A 22,999-nucleotide genomic window follows, 5' to 3' on the forward strand; every position below is an offset into this window, starting at 1 on the left:
AACGGCGCCCTTTGTTCATTGTCTGGCTCAGAGCCAGCCCTTCACATTCCACGACGACGGCTTCCACCGCATCAGCGTCTCGATCTTCCACTTCTTGAACATCGCCGGCGGCCAGCGGCTGAGCTTCGAGATCTCCTCGACCTCGGGCTTGGCGACGATGCGCAGCGGCGGTGCGCGCCGCCGGTGCTGGCGGGTCGCATCGCTGATCAGGTCGACATATTCAGGCTTGTTGGCCATGAGGCGTATCCTCGCGAAACCGTCGCGAGGATACAGTGTGATCTAAGCGTTTAACGGCGGTTTGCCGCGTTCGCTCAAATTGCAGAGAGCTCAGCGCCAGTCGCGGACGTCGACGAAGTGACCCGCGATCGCGGCCGCAGCCGCCATCGCCGGAGAGACGAGGTGCGTGCGGCCCTTGAAGCCCTGGCGGCCCTCGAAATTGCGGTTCGAGGTCGAGGCGCAACGCTCTTCCGGCTTCAGCTTGTCCGGGTTCATGGCGAGGCACATCGAGCAACCGGGCTCGCGCCATTCGAAACCGGCCTTGACGAAGATCTTGTCCAGACCCTCAGCCTCCGCCTGCTCCTTCACGATGCCGGAGCCCGGCACGACCATGGCATTGACGCTGGCCGACACCTGCTTGCCTTCCGCGATCTTGGCGGCGGCGCGCAGGTCCTCGATGCGGCCGTTGGTGCAGGAGCCGATGAAGACGCGGTCGAGCTTGATGTCGGTGATCTTCGTTCCCGCCGTCAGGCCCATGTATTTCAGTGCGCGATGCTTGGAGAGGCGCTTGGCCTCGTCAGCGATCTTGTCGGGGTCGGGCACGATGCCGGTCACCGAGATGACGTCCTCAGGGCTGGTGCCCCAGGTCACGATCGGCGGCAGCTTTGCCGCATCGAGGCGCAGCTCGTGGTCGAAATGCGCGCCTTCGTCGGAGCGCAGCTTCTCCCAATAGCGCATCGCCGCATCCCAGGCCGCGCCCTTCGGCGACTTCGGACGATCGCGCAGGAAGTCGTAGGCCTTCTGGTCGGGCGCAACGAGGCCGGCGCGTGCGCCACCTTCGATCGACATGTTGCAGACCGTCATACGGCCTTCCATCGAGAGTGCGCGGATCGCATCGCCGGCATATTCCAGCACGTAGCCGGTGCCGCCGGCGGTGCCGATCTCGCCGATGATGGCGAGGATGATATCCTTGCCGGTCACGCCGTCAGGCAATTTGCCGTCGACGGTGACGCGCATGTTCTTCGCCTTCTTCTGGATCAGCGTCTGCGTCGCCAGCACGTGCTCGACCTCGGAGGTGCCGATGCCGTGCGCGAGCGCGCCGAACGCGCCATGCGTCGAGGTGTGGCTGTCACCGCAGACGATGGTGGTGCCGGGCAGCGTAAAGCCCTGCTCGGGGCCGATGACGTGGACGATGCCTTGGCGCTTGTCGAACTCGTTGTAATATTCGATGCCGAATTCCTTGGCGTTCTCGGCGAGCGCCTTGATCTGCTCGATGCTTTCAGGATCGGGATTCGGCTTGGTGCGGTCGGTGGTCGGCACGTTGTGGTCGACGACGGCGAGCGTTTTCTCGGGCGCGTGAACCTTGCGGCCGGTGGCGCGCAGGCCTTCGAACGCCTGCGGCGAGGTCACTTCGTGCACCAGATGGCGGTCGATATAGAGCAGGCAGGTGCCGTCCTCGGCTTCGTGCACCAGATGGTCGTTCCAGATCTTGTCGTACAGGGTGGTCGGCTTGGACATGAGCGTCAGCTCCGAATGAATGTGTGAAGCGGGTGCGCGGCTTCCGCGCGGGGCAACAAAATCGTCAGCGCAGCTTTTAGGCTGCGCGCGTAAGCTCTGACGTTGCCGAGGTCGCGAAGCGTCCGAAGAACCGGCCAGGCAGCCGCGAGCGATCGTCGATGACGATGCGCTGGGGGCCCACGAAGCTGGTCAGATCTGGAAACATTCTAGAGGCTATATAGCACGCAGCGGTAAAAGCGCGAGAGCTTAGCGGCAGCGTCATTGCGAGGAGCCCTTGCGACGAAGCAATCCAGGACTGTCTCTGCGGAAGACTCTGGATTGCTTCGCGGAGCCCGTCATCGGGCCGCGCTTTGCGCGGACCCGGTGGCTCGCAATGCCGAGGTCGGGGAGGGCTACGGCCAAACAAAAAAGCGCGGAGCCGAGCCCCGCGCTTTCGAAACTTGCCTGGTAGCGGAGCTTACTCGCCGACGGCGGCCTGGCGGTCCTGCTTCTCGACGATGCGGGCCGACTTGCCGCGCAGATTGCGAAGGTAATAGAGCTTGGCGCGACGCACCTTGCCGCGACGCACCACCTTGATCGAGTCGATCATCGGCGACATCACCGGGAACACGCGCTCGACGCCTTCGCCGTAGGAGATCTTGCGAACGGTGAAGCTCTCGTTGAGGCCACCGCCGGAACGGCCGATGCAGACGCCTTCATAGGCCTGCACGCGGGTGCGGTCGCCTTCGACGACCTTCACGTTGACGATCACGGTGTCGCCGGGACCGAATTCCGGAATGTCCTTGCCGGCGGACAGCTTGTCGAATTGCTCTTGCTCGAGCTGCTTGATCAGGTTCATGGGTAAATCTCCATCGGCGCGCCCAGCCTTTAAAACGGGGGCTGCGCGAAATTCGTCTATCCAGCCATTGCGGATGTGGGCGCTCCTATAAGGCAAGCCGGAGCGTTTGTCACCCGTCTGTCTTGTTTTTTGGCGTTTTTTGGCGGCCGGGCCGATTCGGGGCTTTGGGTGGGATTTGGGCCCATAAATCAGGCCGCCGGACCTGCGTCAGGGCCTCGGATTGCGCCCGCCGCCAGGCCGCGACCTTGGCATGATCGCCGGAGGTCAGGATCTCCGGGATCGGAACCCCCTCGAACAGCTGCGGCCGGGTGTATTGGGGGTATTCGAGCAGGCCGTCCGAAAAGCTCTCCTCGGTTCCCGAGGCTTCCTTGCCCATCACACCCGGTAGCAGCCGGACACAGGCGTCAATCAGCGCCATCGCGGCAATCTCGCCCCCTGAGAGCACGTAATCGCCGATCGAGACCTCCTCCAGGTCCCGGGCATCGATCACCCGCTGGTCGATCCCCTCGAACCGCCCGCAGACGATCAGGGGTCCGGGGCCCCGCGCCAACTGTTTCACGCGCGCCTGGGTCAATGGCCGACCCCTGGGGCTCATCAGCAGTTTGGGCCGGTCCGGGTTGATCTCCGCGGCGTCGATCGCGGCGGCCAGAACGTCGGCCCGCAGCACCATGCCCGGTCCGCCGCCGGCCGGGGTGTCGTCGACGCTGCGATGGCGGTCGGTGGCGGAGGCCCTGATATCCCGGGCCTCGATCTGCCAGAGGCCGGAGGCCAGCGCCCGGCCGGCGAGGCTCACGCCAAGCGGTCCCGGAAACATCTCCGGAAACAGCGTCAGCACCGTCGCGCACCAGGGTGAGGGGTTGGTCATTCGATCTCAGTTATCCGTCGTCCCGGACAAGCGCGCCTCAAGCGCGCGCAGATCCGGGACCCATAGCCACCGCAACCAGTTTTGCGATGGCTGGAGCGACCAGCTTAGCCAAAAACCACGCTCTGTGGTTATGGGTCCCCGCCTTCGCGGGGACGACCCGTGGATAGGGCGTCGTCTTTCGCCTCGCCCTCGATCTCCTGCGGCAGCGCGATCACGACGCGGCCGCCTTTGAGATCGACCTCCGGCACCACCGCGTTGGAGAACGGCAGCAGCATCGTCGGGCCCTTGAGGGGCGCGATCTCGATGATGTCGCCGGCGCCGAAATTATGGATCGCAAGCACGCGGCCGAGCGCGTCGCCGTCAGTGGTGACGGCGTCGAGCCCGATCAAATCGGCGTGGTAATATTCGTCCTCGTCGGTCGCGGGCAGTTTGTCGCGTCCGACGTAGAGTTCGATGCCGTTGAGGCGCTCGGCCTCATCGCGGGTCACGACGCCTTTGAACGTTGCGACCAGATGGTCCTTGGCTTCGCGGACCTGCGACAGTTCGAACTGGCGCTTGCCGTCCTTGGAGAGAAGCGGACCGTAGCGCTTCACGGCAAAGGGATCTTCAGTGAAGGTCCACAGTTTGACCGCGCCACGCACACCATGCGCGGCGCCGATCCGCGCGACGCAGATCAGCGCCGACATGGCCTAGCCCTTAAGCCTTCGCGGCGGCTTCGGCCTGCGCCTTGCGCTCCTTGCGCGGCACGGCCTTCTCGGGGTTGTTGCGTGCTTCGCGCTTCTTGACGCCGGCGGCGTCGAGGAAACGCATCACGCGGTCGGACGGCTGCGCGCCCTTGGCGAGCCAGGCCTTGACCTTGTCCATGTCGAGCTTCAGGCGGGTCTCGTTGTCCTTCGGCAGCAGCGGGTTGAAGTAGCCGAGGCGCTCGATGAAACGGCCATCACGCGGAAAGCGCGAATCGGCGACGACGACGTGATAGACGGGACGCTTCTTGGTGCCTGCGCGGGCGAGGCGGATAACGACGGACATTTAGTTCTCCTTCAAAGTACGTTTTGTTCGGTTGATTGGCATTTTCGCGCCGCGCGAGACACTTGCGCCCCTCGCGACGAATTCCTCATTTCTTCTTGCCGGGGAAACCGCCGAGACCCGGCAGCGTCGGCTTGCCGCTCAGCCCGGTCAGTCCAGGCAAATTCGGCAGACCGGTGCGAAGACCGGGCGGCAGATCCTTCGGCAGGCTGGGCAGACCCTGTCCGCCGCCGCTCTGCATCTTCTCCTGCATCGCCTTCATCTCTTCGGGCGAGGGCATCTTCATGCCGCCACCAAAGCCCATCGCCTGCGCGATGCCGGCCAGCGGGCCGCGCTTGCCCGAGCCCATGGCCTTCATCACGTCGGCCATGTTCCGGTGCATCTTCAGCAGCTTGTTGACGTGCTCGACGCTCTGGCCGCTTCCTGCGGCGATACGCTTCTTGCGGCTCGCTTTCAGTAGATCAGGATGGCGGCGCTCGTCGCGCGTCATGGAATCGATGATCGCGACCTGGCGCTTCAAAATCTTGTCGTCGATGCCGGCGGCCGCGATCTGGTTCTTCATCTTGGAGATGCCGGGCATCATGCCCATCAGGCCGCTGATGCCGCCCATATTGGACATCTGCAGCAGCTGCTCGCGCATGTCGTTGAGGTCGAACTGACCTTTGCGCATGCGCTCGGCGGTGCGCGCGGCCTTCTCGGCGTCGATATTGGCGGCGGCGCGCTCGACCAGCGACACCACGTCGCCCATGCCGAGGATGCGGCCGGCGATACGGTCAGGATGGAAGTCTTCCAGCGCGTCGGTCTTTTCGCCGGTGCCGATCAGCTTGATCGGCTTGCCGGTGACGGCGCGCATCGACAGCGCAGCACCGCCGCGGCCATCGCCGTCAACGCGGGTCAGCACGATGCCGGTGAGGCCGACGCGCTGATCGAACGAGCGCGCGAGATTGACGGCGTCCTGGCCGGTGAGTGAGTCCGCAACCAGCAGCACTTCATGCGGGTTGGCGGCCGCTTTGATTGCCGCCGCTTCGGCCATCATCTCTTCGTCGAGCGTGGTGCGGCCGGCGGTGTCGAGCAGCACGATGTCGTAGCCGCCGAGCTTGCCGGCTTCGAGCGCGCGCTTCGCAATCTGCGGCGGCTGCTGGCCCGCCACGATCGGCAGCGTCGGGATGTCGAGGTCGCGGCCGAGCACCGCGAGCTGCTCCATCGCCGCCGGGCGATAGACGTCGAGCGAGGCCATCAGCACCTTGCGCTTGTCGCGCTGGACCAGGCGGCGGGCGAGCTTTGCGGTGGTAGTGGTCTTACCCGAGCCCTGCAGGCCTACCATCATGATCGGCACCGGCGGCACGGAGTTGACGTCGATGGTCTGGCCTTCGGCACCGAGCGTGTTGATCAGCTCGTCATGGACGATCTTGACCACCATCTGGCCTGGCGTGACCGACTTGACGACGGTGGCGCCGATCGCCTGCTCGCGCACGCGCTCGGTGAAGCTGCGCACGACCTCGAGCGCGACGTCGGCCTCCAGCAGCGCGCGGCGCACTTCGCGCATCGCGGCGTCGACGTCCTTTTCGGTCAGCGCACCGCGCCCCGTCAGACGATCGAGAATGCCACCAAGCCGTTCCGACAGATTGTCGAACAATGCCGTTGTCCTGTTGCTGTCCCCGGTGAGGGGCGCGCCGTTACTCTCCGCTGTCATGCCCCGGCTTGACCGGGGCATCCAGTACGCCGCGGCGCCTCGGTTCCAGCCGAGCTGCCTCTGGGATACTGGATCCCCCGCTTTCGCGGGGGATGACTACTTACCTGGGCAAGCGATCTTCCAAACACCTTTGCGCCCGAGGGCGCATCGCGCTGTCGGGCGTTGACCTCCGGCCTCTGGGGCCGGTCGGCGGGTCGAAAAGAAAGCCTTTCCGAGAAAGTGGCGGGGTTAAACGCCGCTGACGGCCAAAAGTCAAGGAAAGTTAGGGCGCTGGGACGCCGTTTCCAGGGTAAGGCCTTGAAATCTGGCGCGTTCCGCCGACGGGTTCCTTTTTCGGCGGGGCCGCCCATATAGCCGGTGATGTCTTACCGCCGCGACCAGCCCTGAGTCCCCGCCGTGCCGATCAACCGCCGCCGCCTGAAAACCTACGACGGACCCGCCTCCGACCATTTCAACGGTCTGCATTTCTTCGATCCGGACGGCGCGCCGCCGAAATCTCTGCGCGAGGTGCTCCGTTGGCAGTTCAGCGGCGGGCGGGAGCGGGCCAAATGGCCGGTGTGGGCCCCGAGCCCTCACGCCGACATCCCGCCGGAGCGTGTCGACGGCGGCAAGGTGCGGCTTTCCTTCGTCGGTCACGCCAGCTGGCTGATCCAAACCGGTGGTCTCAACGTCCTGGTCGATCCGGTCTGGTCCTCGCGGGTCTCGCCGGTCCGCTTTGCCGGGCCGAAGCGGCACAACGATCCCGGCATCGCCTTCGAGAAGCTGCCGAAGGTCGACGTCGTGTTGGTCTCGCACGGGCACTACGATCATCTGGACATCGCAACGCTGTCGCGTCTTGCCAAGAACTTTGCTCCGCGCGTGGTGACGCCGCTCGGCAATGACGTGACGATGCGCCGCGCCGATTCCACCATCAAGGTGGAGGCCTTCGACTGGCACGATCGCGTCGAACTCGGCGGCGGCATCGCCGTGCATCTGGTGCCGACCCGGCACTGGACTGCGCGCGGCATGTTCGACCGCAACAAGGCGCTGTGGGCTAGCTTCGTGCTGGAGACGCCGGCCGGAAAAATCTACGTGGTCTGCGATTCTGGCTATGGCGATGGCCGCCATTTTCGTCGCGTTGCCGAGAAGCATGGGAAGCTGCGCTTGGCGATCCTTCCCATCGGCGCCTACGAGCCGCGCTGGTTCATGCGCGACCAGCACATGAACCCGGAAGATGCGGTGAAGGCGCTGGCTGATTGCGGCGCAGAGCAGGCGCTCGGACATCATCACGGCACGTTCCAGCTGACGGACGAAGCGATTGACGCGCCGGCCAAGGCGCTGGTCGAGGCGCTCGATGCGGCCAAAATACCCCAGGAGCGGTTCATCGCGATGAAGCCCGGGCAGGTGGTGGAGATTTAGCCCAGAGCTGGCGTCATTCTCCGCAGTCGTCCCGGACAAGCGAAGCGCAGCCCACAGGGAGATGTTTGGCGAAGACTCGGAGTGGGAGCATTGCCCCTCACTCCTCCCCGTGGTTATGGATCCCCGCGTTCGCGGGGATGACACCGGTGTTGTGGTGAACGCCGCGCCTCTTAAGGCCTATTGCTCTTTCGCCTTGATCGCCCAGCTTACATTCACCGTCACCGACAGCGTTTCCTCGCCGGGTGCAACGGCCGCGGGCGCGGCCATCGGTGCCGCCGCCATGCGGCCCTTGAACAGCGGCATCGGAGCGCCGCCTTCGGAGACGCTGAGCGGCGCGCCGAGCGTGACGCCGGTGGCCTTGGCGTAGATCTCGGCCTTGCGGCGGGCATCGGCGACCGCCCGCTCACGCGCGTCGTCGAGCAGTTTTGACGCCTGCGTCACCTCGAAGGAGATGTTGCCGATGTCGTTCGCCCCGGCGCCGACCAGCGCGTCGATGATGCCGGCGACCTTGGTCACGTCGTGAATCTTTACGGTGACGCGGTTCGAGGCGCGGAAGCCGACCACGGGCGAGGCGCCGCTCGATCGGTTCGGCGCATATTGCGGCTGAAGCGACAGCCGGGACGTCTGATAATCCTTCTCGGCGATGCCGGCCGCCTTCAGCGCCAGCAGCACCTTGCCCATCGCGGCGTTGTTGGCGTCGGAGGCTTCCTTCGCCGATTTGGCGTCGCTGGCGACGCCAGCATCGATCTGCGCGAGATCGGGCGCGGCCGACATCGTGGCTTCGCCGCTCACCGAGATGGCGGATGGAAATTCATCGGCGAGCGCAGGCGTTGTCAGCAGGAGGACGAAGGCGGCAGTGAGGACGGCGGGCTTGTTCATCTTGCTCACTTCAGCGGTACGAACACATTGATCACGAGCTTGTCCTCGGCCGTCTTGAGCGGATCGGTGAGGTACTCCTCGATGAAGGTGTCCTTGGCTTCCAGCTTCTTGTCGTCGAGGTGATTGGTGATCGCCTCATAAGTGTTGTCCATGTTGTCGTAGGAGCCGCGATGGACGAATTTCAGCGCCTTGCCTTCAGGCGATTTGCCGATGCTCATGTCCTTGGTCAGGTTCTTCGGATCCTGATCGACCGGGATTTCGGCAAGGAACGTGAAGCCGGTATCGTCAGTCGAGGTGTAGACGATCATCGCATTGCCGGCGTGCTTGATGCCCTGCTTGTCCAGCAGTGCGTTCAGCGCCTTGAAGGCGTCGATCAGCGTGTCGAACGCAGAATCCCAATTGGCGGTGCCCTTGACCATCACGACCTTCTTGGCCTCGAGCGTGGTCTCCAGCCCGAAGGGATCGGCGGTCTGCACCGGGGCGGGCGTGGCGGCCGCAGCGGGCGGCGGTGCCGCTGGACTTGGCGAGGCGCTGGCCGCAGGTGAGGGCGATGCCGCCGGCGCGGGCGAAGCGCTCGCGGCCGGGGAGGGCGAGGCCGATGGGGCCGGCGAGGGGCTGGCTGAGGCGGCGGGCGCCGGGCTCGGGGTCTGCGCGAGGGCGCCCGACAGGCCAAGCGACAAGGCCGCGGCCGGGATCAGCGCGACCAGAGCAAGACGACGAAACCCGATCATTCTATTCTCCCCAAGACCTTCAGTATCAAGACCTTCGGTATCAAGGCCTTACGCGCCAAGGCGCAAATCCGGTCGCGCATCCCCGATCGCGCGAACTACGTCGTTCTAACACGCGAGCGCCAAATTCGTCCCATGACAGATGCGTCATGGCAGACGCCCCGGCCCGCGGAGCCAAATCACTGGCCAAGCCGCCAAGGATCGCCATATAAGACGGGCGAAAATCGGGAATTTTCATGAGCGCGCTGGCCAACCACGCATTTGCCAAGATGAACGGCATCGGCAACGAGATCGTCGTTGTCGACATGCGCGATTCCGCAGGGAAGATCACGCCTGATGACGCCCGTGCGGTGGCCTCGGCGGATGGCGGCGTGCCCTACGACCAGCTCATGGTGCTGCAGAAGCCGCGGCTCGACGGCACCGATGCCTTCATCAGCATCTACAACAATGACGGCTCCGAGGCCGGCGCCTGCGGCAACGGCATGCGCTGCGTGGTTCGCCGCATCTTTGAGAAGAGCGGGCAGACCACGGCGACCTTCCAGACGGCGGCTGGCCTGCTCAATGCCTGGCAGGGCCCGGCGCCGGACCTCTACACCGTCGACATGGGCGCGCCCAAGTTTGGCTGGCAGGACATTCCGCTGGCCGAAGAGTTTCGCGACACCCGCTACATCGAATTGCAGATCGGGCCGATCGACAATCCGATCCTGCATTCGCCGTCCGTGGTCAGCATGGGCAATCCGCACGCGATCTTCTGGGTCGACGACGTCAATGCCTACGATCTCGAGCGCTTTGGTCCGCTCCTGGAAAATCACCCGATCTTTCCGGATCGCGCCAACATCACGCTCGCCCATATCGTCGATCGCGAGCACATCACGATGCGCACCTGGGAACGCGGCGCTGGTCTCACCAGGGCCTGCGGTTCGGCGGCCTGTGCGACCGCGGTCGCGGCAGCGCGGTTGAAGCGCACCGAGCGCAAGGTCGAGATGACGCTGCCGGGCGGCAAGCTCGGCATCGAATGGCGCGAGCGCGACGACCACGTGTTGATGACGGGCACGGCGACCTTCGAATATGAAGGCAAGTTCGATCCGGCGCTGTTCGCGCCGGCCGGGTAATGACTGTCGAGGTCGTCACCTTCGGCTGCCGCCTCAACGCCTTCGAGGCCGAGGTGATCCGCGGCAAAGCGGAAGGCGCGGGGCTTTCCGACACCATCGTCATCAACAGCTGCGCCGTCACCAATGAAGCGGTGGCGCAGGCGCGCCAGTCGATCCGCAAGCTGAAGCGCGAGCGGCCCTCGGCGCGCATCGTCGTCACCGGCTGTGCGGCGCAGACGCAAGCCGCGATGTTTGCCGACATGGCCGAGGTCGACCGCGTCGTCGGCAACGACGACAAGATGCGCAGCGAAGCGTGGCAACACACACGCAACGCTTTCGACCTTGGCGCCAGCGAGAAAATCGCCGTCAGCGACATCATGGCGGTCAAGGAGATGGCGCCGCATCTCGTCGACGGCTATGCGAGCGGCCTGCCCCGCGTGTTCGTGCAGGTCCAGAACGGCTGCGATCATCGCTGCACTTTCTGCATCATCCCGTTTGGCCGCGGTAATTCGCGCTCGGTGCCGATGGGCGCTGTGGTCGAACAGGTGCGCAACCTGGTCGAACGCGGCCATGCCGAGATCGTGCTGACTGGCGTCGATCTCACCAGCTACGGCGCCGACCTGCCGGGCGCGCCGAAACTTGGGCTGCTGACCAGGCAGATCCTGCGGCACGTGCCGGAGCTGAAGCGGTTGCGCATCTCCTCGATCGATTCGATCGAGGCGGATAAAGATCTGCTCGACGCTATCGCCGATGATGCGCGGCTGATGCCGCATCTGCATCTGTCGCTGCAATCAGGCGACGACATGATCCTGAAGCGCATGAAGCGGCGGCATTCGCGGCAGGATGCGATCGCGTTCTGCGACCTGGTCCGCCGCCTGCGCCCGGACATCGTGTTCGGCGCCGACATCATCGCGGGCTTCCCGACCGAGACCGAGGAGATGTTTACGCGCTCGCTCGATCTCGTCGAGGAATGCGGCCTGACCTTTCTGCACGTCTTTCCTTATTCCCCGCGCCCGGGCACGCCAGCGGCGCGGATGCCGCAGGTCGCGGGACCCGCGATCAAGGAGCGGGCGAAGCGGTTGCGGGCGGCTGGCGAAGTTGCGTTGCGGCGGCGGCTGCAGGCCGAGATCGGTGCGACACACGAAGTGCTGATCGAGAGCGAGGGGCAGGGCCGCACCGTGCATTATCTGCCGGTGGCGATTGCGGGCGAGCGCGTCGGCAGTGTCGTGCCGCGGACGATCATCGGCTGCGATGGCGAGCGGCTGACCACATACTCTGCTGTCGTCCCGGCGAAGGCCGGGACTCATACCGCGTGATTTATCGATCGCGAACGGTGCTTGTCCCAACGAAGCAGAGCAACTGCGATTCGTCGCCATACTGCTCCTTGTGGTGATGGGTCCCGGCCTTCGCCGGGACGACACCTAATGTGTGGATGCGGAGTGCTTAACTCGCGAGTAGCCTACGACGACCGCACCTGCCAGAATCGCAGTGTCCGCCGCGCATTCTCCGCCGTCATCCGCGCGAAATTGCTCTTCGCGCGATCGACATCTGCCGGCTTCATCGCGCCGGTCGCAAACCGGCTTTCGAGCACGGCGGCGGTGGTCTCCCAGCTGAGTTGGGCCGCCTTGCACGGCACCAGCAGGCCGTCCTCGCGCAGGCTCTGCATCAGCGGACGAATCACCTCGACGGTCGATCCGGACAGCGCCGCCAGCGCGGCGACAGCTTCCTCGTAGCGTCGCTGTCTGGCGAAGTTGAGCAGGGTCGCCTCGTTGAGCTGGCCAGTGGCCTTCAGACCTGCAATCGCCCGTTTGGCGCCTTCGAAATCACGGACGCCCGACATCTCACGCTCGACGCCGACGGTGACGGCTGCGATCGCGCCCTGGATCTCCTCGAACAGATGCGGCGGCGCGCGCGACAGCAATCTGGTGCGAACCGCGTCCGTCGCCGAGCGCAGCAATTGCTGGCGCAGGTTCGACGGCAGATCGACGCGGACGCCGACGCTGATGGCGAGCTCCGGATCGGACTCGGCCTGGCCGACGATGATGGCAAAGCCGTTCCCCGAGACGCGCGCGCCGGGATTAGCGGCGAGGCGGCGGCTGACGCTGGGATAGCGCCGCGCCAGCAGCGCGTCGGTGACGATCTCCTTCAGCCACCAGCGGCCGGCGACCGCGAGCAGATGCGGCTCACCCTTGCTTGATGCGATCTTCACCAGCTCGCCATCGTCGAGCCGCGCGGATTCCTGGAGCACGGGACCGGCGATGCGGATCTCGTCATTGTTAGCGAGGCGGCGGATCACGGAGGGCGGCGCCTGTGCGATCGGCGCGAGCTGGGCGCTGATCTCGGCCAGCGCAACGCGTGCGCCCATGTCGGCGATGGCGCGCAGCTCGATGGTGCCGATCAGGCGCTCGAGCACATCGTCGAACAGCGCGATCTGTTCGTCGTCAAAACTGCCGGCGGAAGACAGGAACAGGTCGGTGACGCGCCGGGCGGTCTCCAGGCCCTTTTCCGGCGAGCCGGTCCGGATCGCGGACTCGACCTCGTCGATGATCGATAGCTGGGCCGTGGACATGACGCGGTGCTCGTCCTGAGCGGATTGACGGAAGCTTGTTCTAAGCAACCGCTATCATGAACGACGAGCACTGAACGTTTCGTAAACCATCGGACTTCTCCTCGTCCTGAGAGCCGGCCAACGGCTCGGCGCAAAGCGCTGCCGCTGCCCCGCCCTCCTCACAAGGATCAGGCGCCGGGCAGGGTTATTCCCCGTTCCAGCCGCAGGCGCGGAGCTTCTCATGCATGTGGGGCGGGGCCGGCGCGACGACGCGGATCGGCTCCTTGTTCCGGGAGATCGGCACCACGATCTCGCGGGAATGCAGATGCAGCTTCGGCTCGCCGAAGCGCGGACCGTTGCCATAAATGTTATCGCCGAAGATCGGCCAGCCGGTCGCCGACGAATGCACCCGCAATTGATGGGTCCGCCCCGTCACCGGTTCCATGGCCAGCCAGGTGAAGCCGTCGCCCCGGCCCATCACCTTCCAGTTGGTGACGGCCTTCTGACCCTCGGGGTCGGGCTTCTGCCACCAGCCGCGCTCGGCATTGAGCCGGCCGAGCGGCATATCGATGGTACCTTCATCCTCAGCGGGGCCGCCCTCGACCACGGTCCAGTAAGTCTTGCCGATCTTGCCGTGCTTGAAGAGGAGGCCGAGCGAGGCGGTCGCCTTGCGGTGGCGGCCGAGCACGAGGCAGCCGGAGGTGTCCTTGTCCAACCGGTGGGCCAGCACCGGCGGCCGCGGCAGGCCGAACCGGAGCGCGTCGAAGGAGTCCTCCAGATTGGGGCCGCCCTTGGGGCCGCGGTGCACCGGCAGGCCTGCCGGCTTGTTGATGACCAGCATCAGGCCGTCGCGGTGGAGCACCCGGCCTAGAATCTCCTCAGCGGTCAATTGGGGAACATCGAGCAATTGCAGGACTTTCGGACAAGACTTTCGTTTGGGAGCCGGAACGGCTAACACACCCCCGCCATGAACGATACCACGTCAGATCCCCCCAAGCTGAGCTGGTGGCGCCGCCTGTCCAACGGGCTGAAGCGGACCTCGTCCTCGCTCGGGACCGCGGTCGCCGACCTCGTCACCAAGCGCAAGCTCGACCGCGCCATGCTCGACGACATCGAGGACGTGCTGCTGCGCGCCGACCTCGGCACCTCAGTCGCGGTGCGGATCGCTGACGCCGTCGGCGCGGGGCGCTATGACAAGGCGATCTCGGCCGACGAGGTCAAGGACGTGGTCGCGACCGAGGTCGAGAAGGTGCTGGCGCCGGTGGCCAAGCCCCTCGAGATCGACGCGGCCAAGAAGCCGTTCGTGATCCTCGTGGTCGGCGTCAACGGTTCCGGCAAGACCACGACGATCGGCAAGCTCTCGCAAAAATTCGCTTCCGAAGGCCGCACGGTGATGCTGGCCGCCGGCGACACGTTTCGTGCAGCCGCGATCGAGCAGCTCAAGGTCTGGGGCGAGCGCACCAAAACGCCGGTCATTGCAGGCGCGCAGGGCTCGGATTCGGCAAGCCTTGCCTTCAACGCGCTCACGGCCGCGAAAGAGCAGGCCATCGACGTGCTGTTGATCGATACCGCCGGTCGCCTGCAGAACAAGGCCGAGCTGATGAACGAGCTCGAGAAGGTCGTGCGCGTCATCCGAAAGGTGGACGCTTCCGCGCCGCACGCGGTGCTACTCGTGCTCGATGCCACCGTCGGCCAGAACGCACTGTCGCAGGTCGAGGCCTTCCACCGCACCGCGGGCGTCACTGGTCTCGTGATGACCAAGCTCGACGGCACCGCGCGCGGCGGCATTCTCGTGGCGCTCGCGGAGAAATTCAAACTGCCGGTGCATTTCATCGGCGTCGGCGAAGGCGTCGACGATCTCGCAGCCTTCACGGCGCGTGATTTCGCCCGCGCCATCGCTGGAATCGAAAGCTAGAGTATGGACAAGACCCAGCCGCATCCGCTGTTCAAGCTTGCGACCGAGCTCGGTCCGCTGCTCGTGTTCTTCTTCGTCAACGCGAAGTTCAATCTGTTCGCCGCGACCGGTGCCTTCATGGTCGCGATCGTGGCGGCGATGATCGCCTCCTATGTGGTGACGCGCCACATTCCGATCATGGCGATCGTGACGGGCGTGATCGTGCTGGTGTTCGGCACGCTGACCCTGGTGCTGCACGACGAGACCTTCATCAAGGTCAAGCCGACCATCATCTACGGCCTGTTCGCCGCGATCCTCGGCGGCGGCCTCTTGTTCGGCCGTTCCTTCATCGCCGTCATGTTCGACCAGATGTTCAATCTCACCCCGCAGGGCTGGCGCATCCTCACGCTGCGCTGGGCGCTGTTCTTCGCCGGCATGGCGGTGCTCAACGAGATCGTCTGGCGCACCCAAAGCACGGACTTCTGGGTGAACTTCAAGGTGTTCGGCGTCACGCCGCTGACCATGATCTTCGCCGTCGCCCAGATGCCGCTGACCAGGCGCTACGGTGTCGAGCCGGTGTCGCTGGAGACCAGCGAAGCCGAGGCGGGGGACGTGAGGAAGGGCTGACGCCGGTTCCGGCCCTGCAGTTCCCGGCCGCGACCAAGCATATTCACGCTAGCGTGCGTTTCGCACGCCTGGGAATCGGATTCTTCACCGCTCCGTAACCGCAAGCTGAGATTGTTCAGCGGTTTACCTTGCCTGAAAGGGTGCAGGCGATAGCCTTTCTCCTCATCCAATCCGCGGATTGAGCCCGTACGCGGAGGGCCCGGTGGTGAGCGCAAAACAGGACCACACCGCTGAACACCTGATTCAGTACGTGCGGCAACTCGCTCCGCAGGTCCGGCGCCGCCTGCTCGCTGAACTCGAACGGCTCCATCTCATCGGCGAGGACATTCCGCATTCCGAGCCGTTGATGGCGGCGCTGCGTGCCGAATTTCGTAACACGGGCCAGAATCATTATCGGGTCGGAAATCCTTCACGCTACTTCTTCGAGCCGCTCGAGCCGGTCCTGGTGGACAGGGCGCCGGAGCAGGCCAATAGCGGTCAGATCGCCCGTGGTTCGCTCGCACCGATCTGGAGCCTCGTGACGGAGCAATTGCTGCGCAGCATGGCCGCCGACTACATCGCCAATGCGACCGATGTCATCTCGGCTGACAGGCAGCACGAGGCGCGGCAGATGGCTCAGGCGTTCCAGAAGAAGGTCGTGATCTCGCTCAACGGCCTGCTTGGGTCTGCCGAGGGCGCCGCCAGCGTTCGCGACGGGTTGATGGCCTATACCAGCTCGCACGCGACATTCGACGACCTCAAGAAGATGCTGCGCTACCTGGACATGCAGCGGGAGCTCGCGGATTTTGGCCGCGCGCTCGCGCCGAAGATTGCCCGGCTGGAGGGCGCCAGCCTTGACAAGGTCCTCAGCCTTTTGACCGCGCTGAAGGCGAGGCGCGCCGATGCCGTGCCGTTCGCGCTCACGATCGTCGCAAAGCGCCTGGAAACCCCTTGGGAGTTGCTGTCCATCGCGACCGTTCCGGCTGACGACCGGACTGCGGCGCGGATCGCGGCATCTCCGTTCGCGATTGCTGTATCGATGGTGATCGATCAGATCGAGGAGAAGCATGTCCTCCTGCTCTTTGCGCTCAGGAACAACCGTCCGGTCCGGGCCAAGGAGATCGTTGGCGAGATCTACCGGATCGAGGAGGCGCTGAGAACTCAGATCGAGCTCAAAGGATCAGGCTGGGCTCAGCAGTTGGATGATTTGATGACAATCGTCCAGGCCGAGATCGACGCCGAGATCAGCACCATCCCGGGCGATCACCGGCACTTGACGCACATTCTGGAATCGCCGCGGCTGCGTCCGGACCATTCCTTCGGCCACAAGGTCGGCCATATGTTCGAGAAGGGCTGGGATGTCGTGGCCAGCCTGCTCGCAGGCAGCACGGACACGACCAATCGTCGCGACAATGTTTCGTAACCTCAGGGCGCCGAGCAGCGAGTTCGCGCCGTGATCAGCTCCCGGCTTTGAGCGCCTTGTCGAGCTGGGGCAAGAGCACGGCTTTGAGATTGTCCGGCGTGATCGGGCCGACCAGCTTGTAGACGATGGTGCCGTCAGGGCCGACGACAAACGTCTCCGGCACGCCATAGACGCCCCACTCGATCGAGGCACGGCCGTTGGCGTCGGCACCGACGCGGCCGAACGGGTTGCCGTAGCGGCCGAGGAAACGGCGAGCGTTGTCGGGCGAATCCTTGTAGTTGATGCCGACGAGCTGGAAGCGCTTGTCCTTGGCGAGTTCGCTCAGGAGCGGCGCCTCGTCGTGGCAGGGCACGCACCAGGACGCCCACACATTGACGAGGCTGACCTTGCCCTTGAACGCGGAAGGGTCGAAGCCCGGCACCGGGACATTGTCGGCTTGCAATCCCTCCAGCGGCGGCAGCGAGGTCTGCGGTGCGGGGTGGCCGATCAGCGCGGAGGGAATTCGCGATGGATCGCCGCTGCCGAGCCGGAACCAGAACAACACGGCAAGTCCAAGAAAGGCGAGCAGCGGCAGCACCATCAGGAAGGTGCGGCGCTGCGGCGGCGCCGGGGTCGATTGATCGCTCATGGTGTGTCCACGGCACTGCGGCCCGAGCGGCGGGTGACGCCGCTGCGATCGAGCTCGCGCAAGCGCTCTGTCTGGTTACGATAGTCGAGCACGACCCAGCCGATCAGGACCGCGACCACGATGGCGGCTGCGACATAGGACGTCACGATGAAGGATGCGTAGGGGCCAAGCGACATCGTCATGCAGCCCCTTTCGACGCGCTTTCCTGACGCGACCCGGCGCCCACCTCGCTCGAAAACGCGACGCGGCTTGCCTGCATCATCTGCAGCGAGCGTACGCGCCGGCGCAAAATCTCGTTACGCATGGCGGCGATGTGAAGCGTGATGAACAGCAGCGTGAATGCAACGGCCATCACCAGCAGCGGAATCAGGAACGATTTGTCGAGCGTCGAGCCGCCCATGCGCATCACCGAGGCCGGCTGGTGCAGCGTGTTCCACCAGTCCACCGAGAATTTGATGATGGGCAGATTGAGCGCGCCGACCAGCGTCAGCACGGCGGCGGCGCGCGCCGCGCGCGAGGGATCTTCCACCGCCCGCCACAGCGCCATCAGGCCGAGATACATCAGGAACAGGATCAGCACCGAGGTCAGCCGCGCATCCCATTCCCAATAGGTGCCCCACATCGGCCGGCCCCACAGCGAGCCCGTGAGCAGTGCAAGGAAGGTGAAGCTGGCGCCGATCGGAGCTGCGGCTTTCGCCGCGACATCGGCGAGCGGATGCCGCCACACCAGCGTGCCGAGCGAGGCCACGCTCATCACGCCCCAGACGAACATCGACAGCCACGCATTCGGCACGTGGATGAACATGATCTTCACGGTCGCGCCCTGCTGATAATCGTCGGGTGCAAGAGCGGATTGATAGAGGCCGATCGCGAGCAGGATGATGGTCGCGGCCGCAAGCCACGGCAACACCCGCGCCGAGAGCGCGAGGAACCTGGTGGGGTTGGCGAGGTCGATCAGCGACATGGTATCCTGATAATCACCCGGGACTGCTCACGCAATCAGCATGAAAGCGCGCAGCGAAAGTTGATCGGGGTCAAGGCGACCGGCCCATTTCAATCCAGTCCATGCTTCAGGCTTGCCGCCGCCGCGAACGGGCCGATCACGAGGCTGACCAGCGACAGGGCGCACAGGATCGAGAACGGTGCGCCGAACGTCATCGGGCCGACGATCACGGCCTGCGAGGCCGCGACCCCGAAAATCAGCACGGGAATCGACAGCGGCAGCACCAGCACCGCCATCAGCAGCCCGCCGCGATGCAGCGTCACCGCCAGTGCGGCGCCGATCATGCCGGTGAAGGTCAGGGCCGGGGTGCCGGCCAGCAGCGTCAGCGCCACCGCGCCGGTTGCGACCATGTCGAGGTTGAGCAAGAGGCCGAGCACGGGGGTTGCGATGATCAGCGGCAGGCCCGCCGCCAGCCAATGCGCCAGCGCCTTGGCCGCGCAGGCCAGCTCCAGCGGCGTGCGGCTCATCGTGATCAAATCGAGCGATCCGTCCTCATGGTCGGCCATGAACAGCCGGTCCAGCGTCAGCAGGCTCGCCAGGAGGGCACCCAGCCACAGGATCGCCGGCCCCAGCCGCGACAGCAGCGCCAGGTCCGGTCCGACGGCGAACGGCATCAGGACGACGACGGTCAGGAAGAACAGCACGCCGATCAGTGCTCCGCCGCCGACGCGGAGCGCGATCTTGATGTCCCGACGGATCAGGGCGGAAAGAGCCGTCATGAGGGGCCCCCCTCGTGCGCCAGGGACGGTGCGCTCCCTCCCCCGCCTGCGGGGGAGGGTCGTGGAGAGGGTGTCTCGACGACGAAGACTCCTCCAGAGGAGAGAACCCTCACCCGGCGCTGCGCGCCGACCTCTCCCGCAAGCGGGAGAGGCAAGGGAGCCCGCGGGGACGGCTGGGCCCCCGGGGGGAGAGCCGAGCCCGGCCGCTTGGAAAGCTGAGGGTCGGTCGGATTCATACCGCGCCTCCGATCCGCAGCTCCCGCGATTCGATACCCAGCGGGCCATGGGTCGCCGCGATGATCAGGCCGCCGCGCGCCAGATGATCCCGCATCAAGCCGCCGAACATCTCCTGCCCGGCGACATCAAGCGCATTGGTCGGCTCGTCCAGCAGCCAGACCGGCCGTCGGACCGTCAGCAGCCGGGCCAGCGACAGCCGCCGGCGCTGGCCGGCGGACAGGAAGCCCGCGGGCAAATGGGTGGCATGGTCGAGCCCGACCGTGGCGAGGCTCTCGGCCGCGTCACAGCGCTGGCCGCCCAGAAATTCAGCCCAGAATGAGAGATTTTCAGCCACGCTGAGCGCCGGCTTCAGGGCATCGCGATGGCCGAGATAGTGGCACTGCTCGGGCAGCGTCATGTCGGCGTCGCCGCCCTCGAGTACGATTGTGCCACCGGCTGGAACGAGCAGCCCGGCGATCAGCCGCAGCAGCGAGGTCTTGCCCGCGCCGTTGCGCCCCACGACCGCCACGGCTTCGCCCGCGACGGCCTGGAAATCGAGCCCGGAAAACACCTCGCGGCCGCCTCGCACGCAGGTGACCCCGCGTCCGGACAGCTGCATCTGGCCTGGTACCGTCACGTTCAAAGCCAGGCCTCAGGAAATCTTAGGGTAGCGCATCAGAATTTTTGGCTCGCGACTTGCTGGGGTTCGATTGTGGCTGTGGCGGCGCGGTTAGAAAGCTTCTATAAGCCCGGAACTACTTGATGCAGCAACTCAACCTGCCCCTGCAAGCGACCCAGCCTGCTTCGCTGACGGTGTTAAAATACCCTGCCGGGTATAACTAACAATTGGGATTTCCTACATGACCTCGCTCGACAGCTTCAAATGCAAAAAGACCCTCAAGGTCGGCGCCAAGACCTATGTCTATTACAGCCTGCCCACGGCCGAGAAGAATGGTCTGAAGGGAATTTCGAAACTTCCCTATTCGATGAAGGTCCTGCTCGAGAACCTGCTGCGCAACGAGGACGGCCGCTCGGTCAAGAAGGAAGACATCGTCGCGGTCTCCAAATGGCTGCGCAAGAAGTCGCTGGAGCATGAGATCGCGTTCCGCCCGGCCCGCGTGCTGATGCAGGATTTCACCGGCGTTCCCGCGGTGGTCGACCTCGCCGCGATGCGCAACGCGATGCAGAGGCTCGGCGGCGATGCCGAGAAGATCAACCCGCTGGTGCCGGTCGACCTCGTCATCGACCACTCCGTGATCGTGAACTTCTTCGGCGACAACAAGGCTTTCGGCAAGAACGTCACCGAGGAGTACAAGCAGAACCAGGAGCGCTACGAGTTCCTGAAGTGGGGCCAGAAGGCGTTCTCGAACTTCTCCGTCGTGCCGCCCGGCACGGGTATCTGCCACCAGGTCAATCTCGAATATCTCGCCCAGACGGTCTGGACCAAGAAGGAGAAGATGACGGTCGGCAAGAAGACCGGCACCTTCGAGGTCGCCTATCCGGATTCGCTGGTCGGCACTGACTCCCACACCACCATGGTCAATGGTCTCGCCGTGCTCGGCTGGGGCGTCGGCGGCATCGAGGCGGAAGCCTGCATGCTCGGCCAGCCGCTGTCGATGCTGCTGCCCAACGTCGTCGGCTTCAAGCTGAAGGGCGCGCTGAAGGAAGGCGTCACCGCGACCGACCTGGTGCTGACCGTCACGCAGATGCTGCGCAAGCTCGGCGTCGTCGGCAAGTTTGTCGAGTTCTTCGGTCCCGGCCTCGACCATCTCTCGGTCGCCGACAAGGCGACGATCGCCAACATGGCCCCCGAATACGGCGCGACCTGCGGCTTCTTCCCGGTCGATGCCGCGGCCCTCGATTATCTCAAGACCTCCGGCCGCGCTTCGGCGCGCGTCGCGCTGGTGCAGGCCTATGCGAAGGCGCAAGGGCTGTTCCGCACCGCCAAGTCGGCCGATCCGGTGTTCACGGAAACGCTGACGCTCGATCTCGGCGATGTCGTGCCCTCGATGGCCGGCCCGAAGCGCCCCGAAGGCCGCATCGCGCTGCCCTCGGTTGCCGAAGGTTTTGGTCTTGCGATGACCAGCGAATACAAGAAGGCCACTGACGGCGCCAAGCGCTTTGCCGTCGACGGCAAGAACTTCGATATCGGCCATGGCGACGTCGTGATCGCCGCGATCACCTCCTGCACCAACACCTCGAATCCGAGCGTGTTGATCGGTGCCGGCCTGCTCGCGCGCAACGCCGCGGCGAAAGGCCTGAAGGCCAAGCCGTGGGTGAAGACCTCGCTCGCCCCGGGCAGCCAGGTGGTCGCCGAATATCTCGCCAATTCCGGTCTCCAGCCCGACCTCGACAAGGTCGGTTTCAACCTGGTCGGCTTCGGCTGCACCACCTGCATCGGCAATTCCGGCCCGCTGCCTGAGGAGATCTCGAAGTCGATCAATGACAACGGCGTCGTCGCGGCCGCCGTGCTCTCCGGCAACCGCAACTTCGAAGGCCGCGTCTCGCCCGACGTGCAGGCGAACTATCTGGCCTCGCCGCCGCTGGTCGTCGCCTACGCGCTCGCCGGCAGCGTCACCAAGAATCTCGCCACCGAGCCGCTCGGCGAAGGCAAGGACGGCAAGCCGGTGTACCTGAAGGACATCTGGCCGACGACGAAGGAGATCAACGCCTTCATGAAGAAGTTCGTGACCGCGTCGATCTTCAAGAAGAAGTATGCCGACGTGTTCAAGGGCGACACCAACTGGCGCAAGATCAAGACCACCGAGAGCGAGACCTATCGCTGGAACATGTCTTCGACCTATGTGCAGAACCCGCCCTATTTCGAAGGCATGAAGAAGGAGCCGGAGCCGGTCACCGACATCGTCGAGGCGCGTATCCTCGCCATGTTCGGCGACAAGATCACCACCGACCACATCTCGCCGGCCGGTTCGATCAAGCTGACCTCGCCCGCCGGCAAATATCTCAGCGAGCACCAGGTGCGCCCCGCCGACTTCAACCAGTACGGCACGCGTCGCGGCAACCATGAAGTCATGATGCGCGGCACCTTCGCCAACATCCGCATCAAGAACTTCATGCTGAAGGGCGCCGACGGCAACATCCCTGAAGGCGGTCTGACCAAGCACTGGCCCGACGGCGAGCAGATGTCGATCTACGACGCCGCGATGAAGTACCAAGAGGAGCAGGTGCCGCTGGTGGTGTTCGCCGGCGCCGAATACGGCAACGGCTCCTCGCGCGACTGGGCCGCGAAGGGTACGCGTCTGCTCGGCGTTCGCGCCGTGATCTGCCAGAGCTTCGAGCGCATCCATCGCTCCAACCTGGTCGGTATGGGCGTGCTGCCGCTGACCTTCGAGGAAGGCACCTCCTGGTCGTCGCTCGGCCTCAAGGGCGACGAGAAGGTCACGCTGCGCGGCCTCGTCGGCGACCTCAAGCCGCGCCAGAAGCTGACCGCGGAGATCGTCTCCAGCGACGGTTCGTTGCAGCGCGTTTCGCTGCTTTGCCGCATCGATACGCTGGACGAGCTCGACTACTACCGGAACGGCGGTATTCTGCACTATGTGCTGCGCAAGCTCGCGGCTTAAGCGCGAATTTGTGAACACTGGCTCACCGCGACGTGAGTAGAAGGTTAAACGAAGGCGGCCTATCAAAAGGCCGCCTTCGTACGTTTTGCGGTATGTTTCAGATGGGCCCGTCCGGGAAATCCCGCCCAG

Annotated in this window: 23 protein-coding genes; 7 read left to right on the top strand and 16 right to left on the bottom strand. The window is 65.0% G+C overall.

Annotation, left to right across the window (positions count from 1 at the left end; all coding sequences use genetic code 11):
- Window positions 1–27: 27 nt before the first annotated feature.
- The 7 genes from XH89_RS01905 to ffh all read right to left on the bottom strand — a co-directional run bounded on the left by XH89_RS01905 (window position 28) and on the right by ffh (window position 6,099).
- Window positions 28–237 carry a hypothetical protein gene (locus tag XH89_RS01905; protein ID WP_194465464.1) on the bottom strand — a complete coding sequence of 70 codons (210 nt, stop codon included), beginning with the start codon at window positions 235–237 and terminating at the stop codon, window positions 28–30.
- Between the two features lie 90 nt (window positions 238–327).
- Window positions 328–1,734 (bottom strand): 3-isopropylmalate dehydratase large subunit, encoded by a 1,407-nt coding sequence (gene leuC, locus XH89_RS01910; protein ID WP_194465465.1) that lies wholly within the window; start codon window positions 1,732–1,734, stop codon window positions 328–330.
- A 457-nt stretch (window positions 1,735–2,191) separates the two neighbouring features.
- On the bottom strand, window positions 2,192–2,572 hold the full coding sequence (rplS, locus tag XH89_RS01915) for a 50S ribosomal protein L19 (protein WP_011083318.1): 381 nt from the start codon (window positions 2,570–2,572) through the stop codon (window positions 2,192–2,194).
- A gap of 109 nt (window positions 2,573–2,681) precedes the next feature.
- Window positions 2,682–3,437, bottom strand: coding sequence for a tRNA (guanosine(37)-N1)-methyltransferase TrmD (gene trmD, locus XH89_RS01920; RefSeq protein WP_194465466.1), 756 nt, complete (start codon window positions 3,435–3,437; stop codon window positions 2,682–2,684).
- Between the two features lie 128 nt (window positions 3,438–3,565).
- The gene (rimM, locus tag XH89_RS01925; protein WP_194465467.1) at window positions 3,566–4,123 is read right to left on the bottom strand and encodes a ribosome maturation factor RimM; all 558 of its coding nucleotides are present in this window, start codon (window positions 4,121–4,123) and stop codon (window positions 3,566–3,568) included.
- Window positions 4,124–4,133: 10 nt separating this feature from the next.
- Window positions 4,134–4,466 (bottom strand): 30S ribosomal protein S16, encoded by a 333-nt coding sequence (rpsP, locus tag XH89_RS01930; protein WP_194465468.1) that lies wholly within the window; start codon window positions 4,464–4,466, stop codon window positions 4,134–4,136.
- 85 nt (window positions 4,467–4,551) lie between these two features.
- Entirely contained in the window at window positions 4,552–6,099 is a 1,548-nt protein-coding gene (gene ffh / locus XH89_RS01935) for a signal recognition particle protein (protein ID WP_194468335.1), read from the bottom strand.
- A gap of 453 nt (window positions 6,100–6,552) precedes the next feature.
- On the opposite strand from ffh, the gene XH89_RS01940 reads away from it, so the two are divergent.
- Window positions 6,553–7,554 carry an MBL fold metallo-hydrolase gene (locus XH89_RS01940; RefSeq protein ID WP_371825192.1) on the top strand — a complete coding sequence of 334 codons (1,002 nt, stop codon included), beginning with the start codon at window positions 6,553–6,555 and terminating at the stop codon, window positions 7,552–7,554.
- Window positions 7,555–7,731: 177 nt separating this feature from the next.
- On the opposite strand, the gene XH89_RS01945 is transcribed toward XH89_RS01940, so the two are convergent.
- Window positions 7,732–8,433: an SIMPL domain-containing protein gene (locus tag XH89_RS01945; protein ID WP_194465469.1), complete on the bottom strand. Its 702-nt coding sequence runs from the start codon at window positions 8,431–8,433 to the stop codon at window positions 7,732–7,734.
- A 5-nt stretch (window positions 8,434–8,438) separates the two neighbouring features.
- Window positions 8,439–9,164 carry a GyrI-like domain-containing protein gene (locus XH89_RS01950; protein WP_194465470.1) on the bottom strand — a complete coding sequence of 242 codons (726 nt, stop codon included), beginning with the start codon at window positions 9,162–9,164 and terminating at the stop codon, window positions 8,439–8,441.
- Window positions 9,165–9,397: 233 nt separating this feature from the next.
- Here XH89_RS01950 and dapF point away from each other — a divergent pair, with 233 nt between their 5' ends.
- Complete coding sequence (gene dapF / locus XH89_RS01955; protein WP_194465471.1) at window positions 9,398–10,273, top strand: diaminopimelate epimerase; 876 nt, start codon at window positions 9,398–9,400, stop codon at window positions 10,271–10,273.
- The gene (gene mtaB, locus XH89_RS01960) at window positions 10,273–11,568 is read left to right on the top strand and encodes a tRNA (N(6)-L-threonylcarbamoyladenosine(37)-C(2))-methylthiotransferase MtaB (RefSeq protein ID WP_194465472.1); all 1,296 of its coding nucleotides are present in this window, start codon (window positions 10,273–10,275) and stop codon (window positions 11,566–11,568) included. Before dapF ends, mtaB begins: the two co-directional genes overlap by 1 nt.
- Before the next feature lie 143 nt (window positions 11,569–11,711).
- Here mtaB and XH89_RS01965 read toward each other — a convergent pair whose 3' ends face one another.
- Both XH89_RS01965 and XH89_RS01970 read right to left on the bottom strand, forming a co-directional pair.
- Entirely contained in the window at window positions 11,712–12,821 is a 1,110-nt protein-coding gene (locus XH89_RS01965) for a DUF2336 domain-containing protein (RefSeq protein ID WP_194465473.1), read from the bottom strand.
- A gap of 184 nt (window positions 12,822–13,005) precedes the next feature.
- On the bottom strand, window positions 13,006–13,707 hold the full coding sequence (locus XH89_RS01970) for an RluA family pseudouridine synthase (protein WP_194465474.1): 702 nt from the start codon (window positions 13,705–13,707) through the stop codon (window positions 13,006–13,008).
- Between the two features lie 60 nt (window positions 13,708–13,767).
- Here XH89_RS01970 and ftsY point away from each other — a divergent pair, with 60 nt between their 5' ends.
- From ftsY to XH89_RS01985, 3 genes are all read left to right on the top strand, one after another.
- Window positions 13,768–14,715, top strand: coding sequence for a signal recognition particle-docking protein FtsY (gene ftsY / locus XH89_RS01975; RefSeq protein WP_194465475.1), 948 nt, complete (start codon window positions 13,768–13,770; stop codon window positions 14,713–14,715).
- A gap of 3 nt (window positions 14,716–14,718) precedes the next feature.
- Window positions 14,719–15,321 carry a septation protein A gene (locus XH89_RS01980; RefSeq protein ID WP_194465476.1) on the top strand — a complete coding sequence of 201 codons (603 nt, stop codon included), beginning with the start codon at window positions 14,719–14,721 and terminating at the stop codon, window positions 15,319–15,321.
- A 205-nt stretch (window positions 15,322–15,526) separates the two neighbouring features.
- Window positions 15,527–16,723 (top strand): hypothetical protein, encoded by a 1,197-nt coding sequence (locus XH89_RS01985; protein ID WP_194465477.1) that lies wholly within the window; start codon window positions 15,527–15,529, stop codon window positions 16,721–16,723.
- A 34-nt stretch (window positions 16,724–16,757) separates the two neighbouring features.
- On the opposite strand, the gene XH89_RS01990 is transcribed toward XH89_RS01985, so the two are convergent.
- From XH89_RS01990 to ccmA, 5 genes are all read right to left on the bottom strand, one after another.
- Window positions 16,758–17,351 carry a DsbE family thiol:disulfide interchange protein gene (locus XH89_RS01990; protein ID WP_194465478.1) on the bottom strand — a complete coding sequence of 198 codons (594 nt, stop codon included), beginning with the start codon at window positions 17,349–17,351 and terminating at the stop codon, window positions 16,758–16,760.
- Complete coding sequence (gene ccmD, locus XH89_RS01995) at window positions 17,348–17,533, bottom strand: heme exporter protein CcmD (protein WP_194465479.1); 186 nt, start codon at window positions 17,531–17,533, stop codon at window positions 17,348–17,350. The genes XH89_RS01990 and ccmD overlap by 4 nt, the downstream gene beginning before the upstream one ends.
- Entirely contained in the window at window positions 17,530–18,315 is a 786-nt protein-coding gene (locus tag XH89_RS02000; protein ID WP_194465480.1) for a heme ABC transporter permease, read from the bottom strand. Before XH89_RS02000 ends, ccmD begins: the two co-directional genes overlap by 4 nt.
- Window positions 18,316–18,404: 89 nt before the next feature.
- The gene (gene ccmB, locus XH89_RS02005) at window positions 18,405–19,073 is read right to left on the bottom strand and encodes a heme exporter protein CcmB (protein ID WP_194465481.1); all 669 of its coding nucleotides are present in this window, start codon (window positions 19,071–19,073) and stop codon (window positions 18,405–18,407) included.
- Between the two features lie 232 nt (window positions 19,074–19,305).
- Window positions 19,306–19,908, bottom strand: a complete 603-nt coding sequence (ccmA, locus tag XH89_RS02010; protein WP_194468337.1) for a heme ABC exporter ATP-binding protein CcmA — start codon at window positions 19,906–19,908, stop codon at window positions 19,306–19,308.
- Window positions 19,909–20,149: 241 nt separating this feature from the next.
- Between ccmA and acnA the strand changes: the two genes are divergently transcribed.
- Window positions 20,150–22,870: an aconitate hydratase AcnA gene (gene acnA, locus XH89_RS02015; RefSeq protein ID WP_194465482.1), complete on the top strand. Its 2,721-nt coding sequence runs from the start codon at window positions 20,150–20,152 to the stop codon at window positions 22,868–22,870.
- The last annotated feature ends 129 nt before the right edge of the window (window positions 22,871–22,999 follow it).

This window comes from Bradyrhizobium sp. CCBAU 53340 (genome assembly GCF_015291645.1).
In the GTDB taxonomy this organism is placed as follows: domain Bacteria; phylum Pseudomonadota; class Alphaproteobacteria; order Rhizobiales; family Xanthobacteraceae; genus Bradyrhizobium.

Excerpts from the sequence above, each read along its gene's own strand:
- leuC (WP_194465465.1), bottom strand. The coding sequence starts at position 1,734 with ATGTCCAAGCCGACCACCCTGTACGACAAGATCTGGAACGACCATCTG.
- rpsP (WP_194465468.1), bottom strand. The coding sequence starts at position 4,466 with ATGTCCGTCGTTATCCGCCTCGCCCGCGCAGGCACCAAGAAGCGTCCC.
- XH89_RS02000 (WP_194465480.1), bottom strand. The coding sequence starts at position 18,315 with ATGTCGCTGATCGACCTCGCCAACCCCACCAGGTTCCTCGCGCTCTCG.
- XH89_RS01905 (WP_194465464.1), bottom strand. The coding sequence starts at position 237 with ATGGCCAACAAGCCTGAATATGTCGACCTGATCAGCGATGCGACCCGC.
- rimM (WP_194465467.1), bottom strand. The coding sequence starts at position 4,123 with ATGTCGGCGCTGATCTGCGTCGCGCGGATCGGCGCCGCGCATGGTGTG.
- XH89_RS01990 (WP_194465478.1), bottom strand. The coding sequence starts at position 17,351 with ATGAGCGATCAATCGACCCCGGCGCCGCCGCAGCGCCGCACCTTCCTG.
- XH89_RS01950 (WP_194465470.1), bottom strand. The coding sequence starts at position 9,164 with ATGATCGGGTTTCGTCGTCTTGCTCTGGTCGCGCTGATCCCGGCCGCG.
- rplS (WP_011083318.1), bottom strand. The coding sequence starts at position 2,572 with ATGAACCTGATCAAGCAGCTCGAGCAAGAGCAATTCGACAAGCTGTCC.
- acnA (WP_194465482.1), top strand. The coding sequence starts at position 20,150 with ATGACCTCGCTCGACAGCTTCAAATGCAAAAAGACCCTCAAGGTCGGC.
- XH89_RS01965 (WP_194465473.1), bottom strand. The coding sequence starts at position 12,821 with ATGTCCACGGCCCAGCTATCGATCATCGACGAGGTCGAGTCCGCGATC.
- dapF (WP_194465471.1), top strand. The coding sequence starts at position 9,398 with ATGAGCGCGCTGGCCAACCACGCATTTGCCAAGATGAACGGCATCGGC.
- mtaB (WP_194465472.1), top strand. The coding sequence starts at position 10,273 with ATGACTGTCGAGGTCGTCACCTTCGGCTGCCGCCTCAACGCCTTCGAG.
- XH89_RS01980 (WP_194465476.1), top strand. The coding sequence starts at position 14,719 with ATGGACAAGACCCAGCCGCATCCGCTGTTCAAGCTTGCGACCGAGCTC.
- ccmD (WP_194465479.1), bottom strand. The coding sequence starts at position 17,533 with ATGACGATGTCGCTTGGCCCCTACGCATCCTTCATCGTGACGTCCTAT.
- trmD (WP_194465466.1), bottom strand. The coding sequence starts at position 3,437 with ATGACCAACCCCTCACCCTGGTGCGCGACGGTGCTGACGCTGTTTCCG.
- ccmA (WP_194468337.1), bottom strand. The coding sequence starts at position 19,908 with ATGCAGCTGTCCGGACGCGGGGTCACCTGCGTGCGAGGCGGCCGCGAG.
- ftsY (WP_194465475.1), top strand. The coding sequence starts at position 13,768 with ATGAACGATACCACGTCAGATCCCCCCAAGCTGAGCTGGTGGCGCCGC.
- ccmB (WP_194465481.1), bottom strand. The coding sequence starts at position 19,073 with ATGACGGCTCTTTCCGCCCTGATCCGTCGGGACATCAAGATCGCGCTC.
- XH89_RS01945 (WP_194465469.1), bottom strand. The coding sequence starts at position 8,433 with ATGAACAAGCCCGCCGTCCTCACTGCCGCCTTCGTCCTCCTGCTGACA.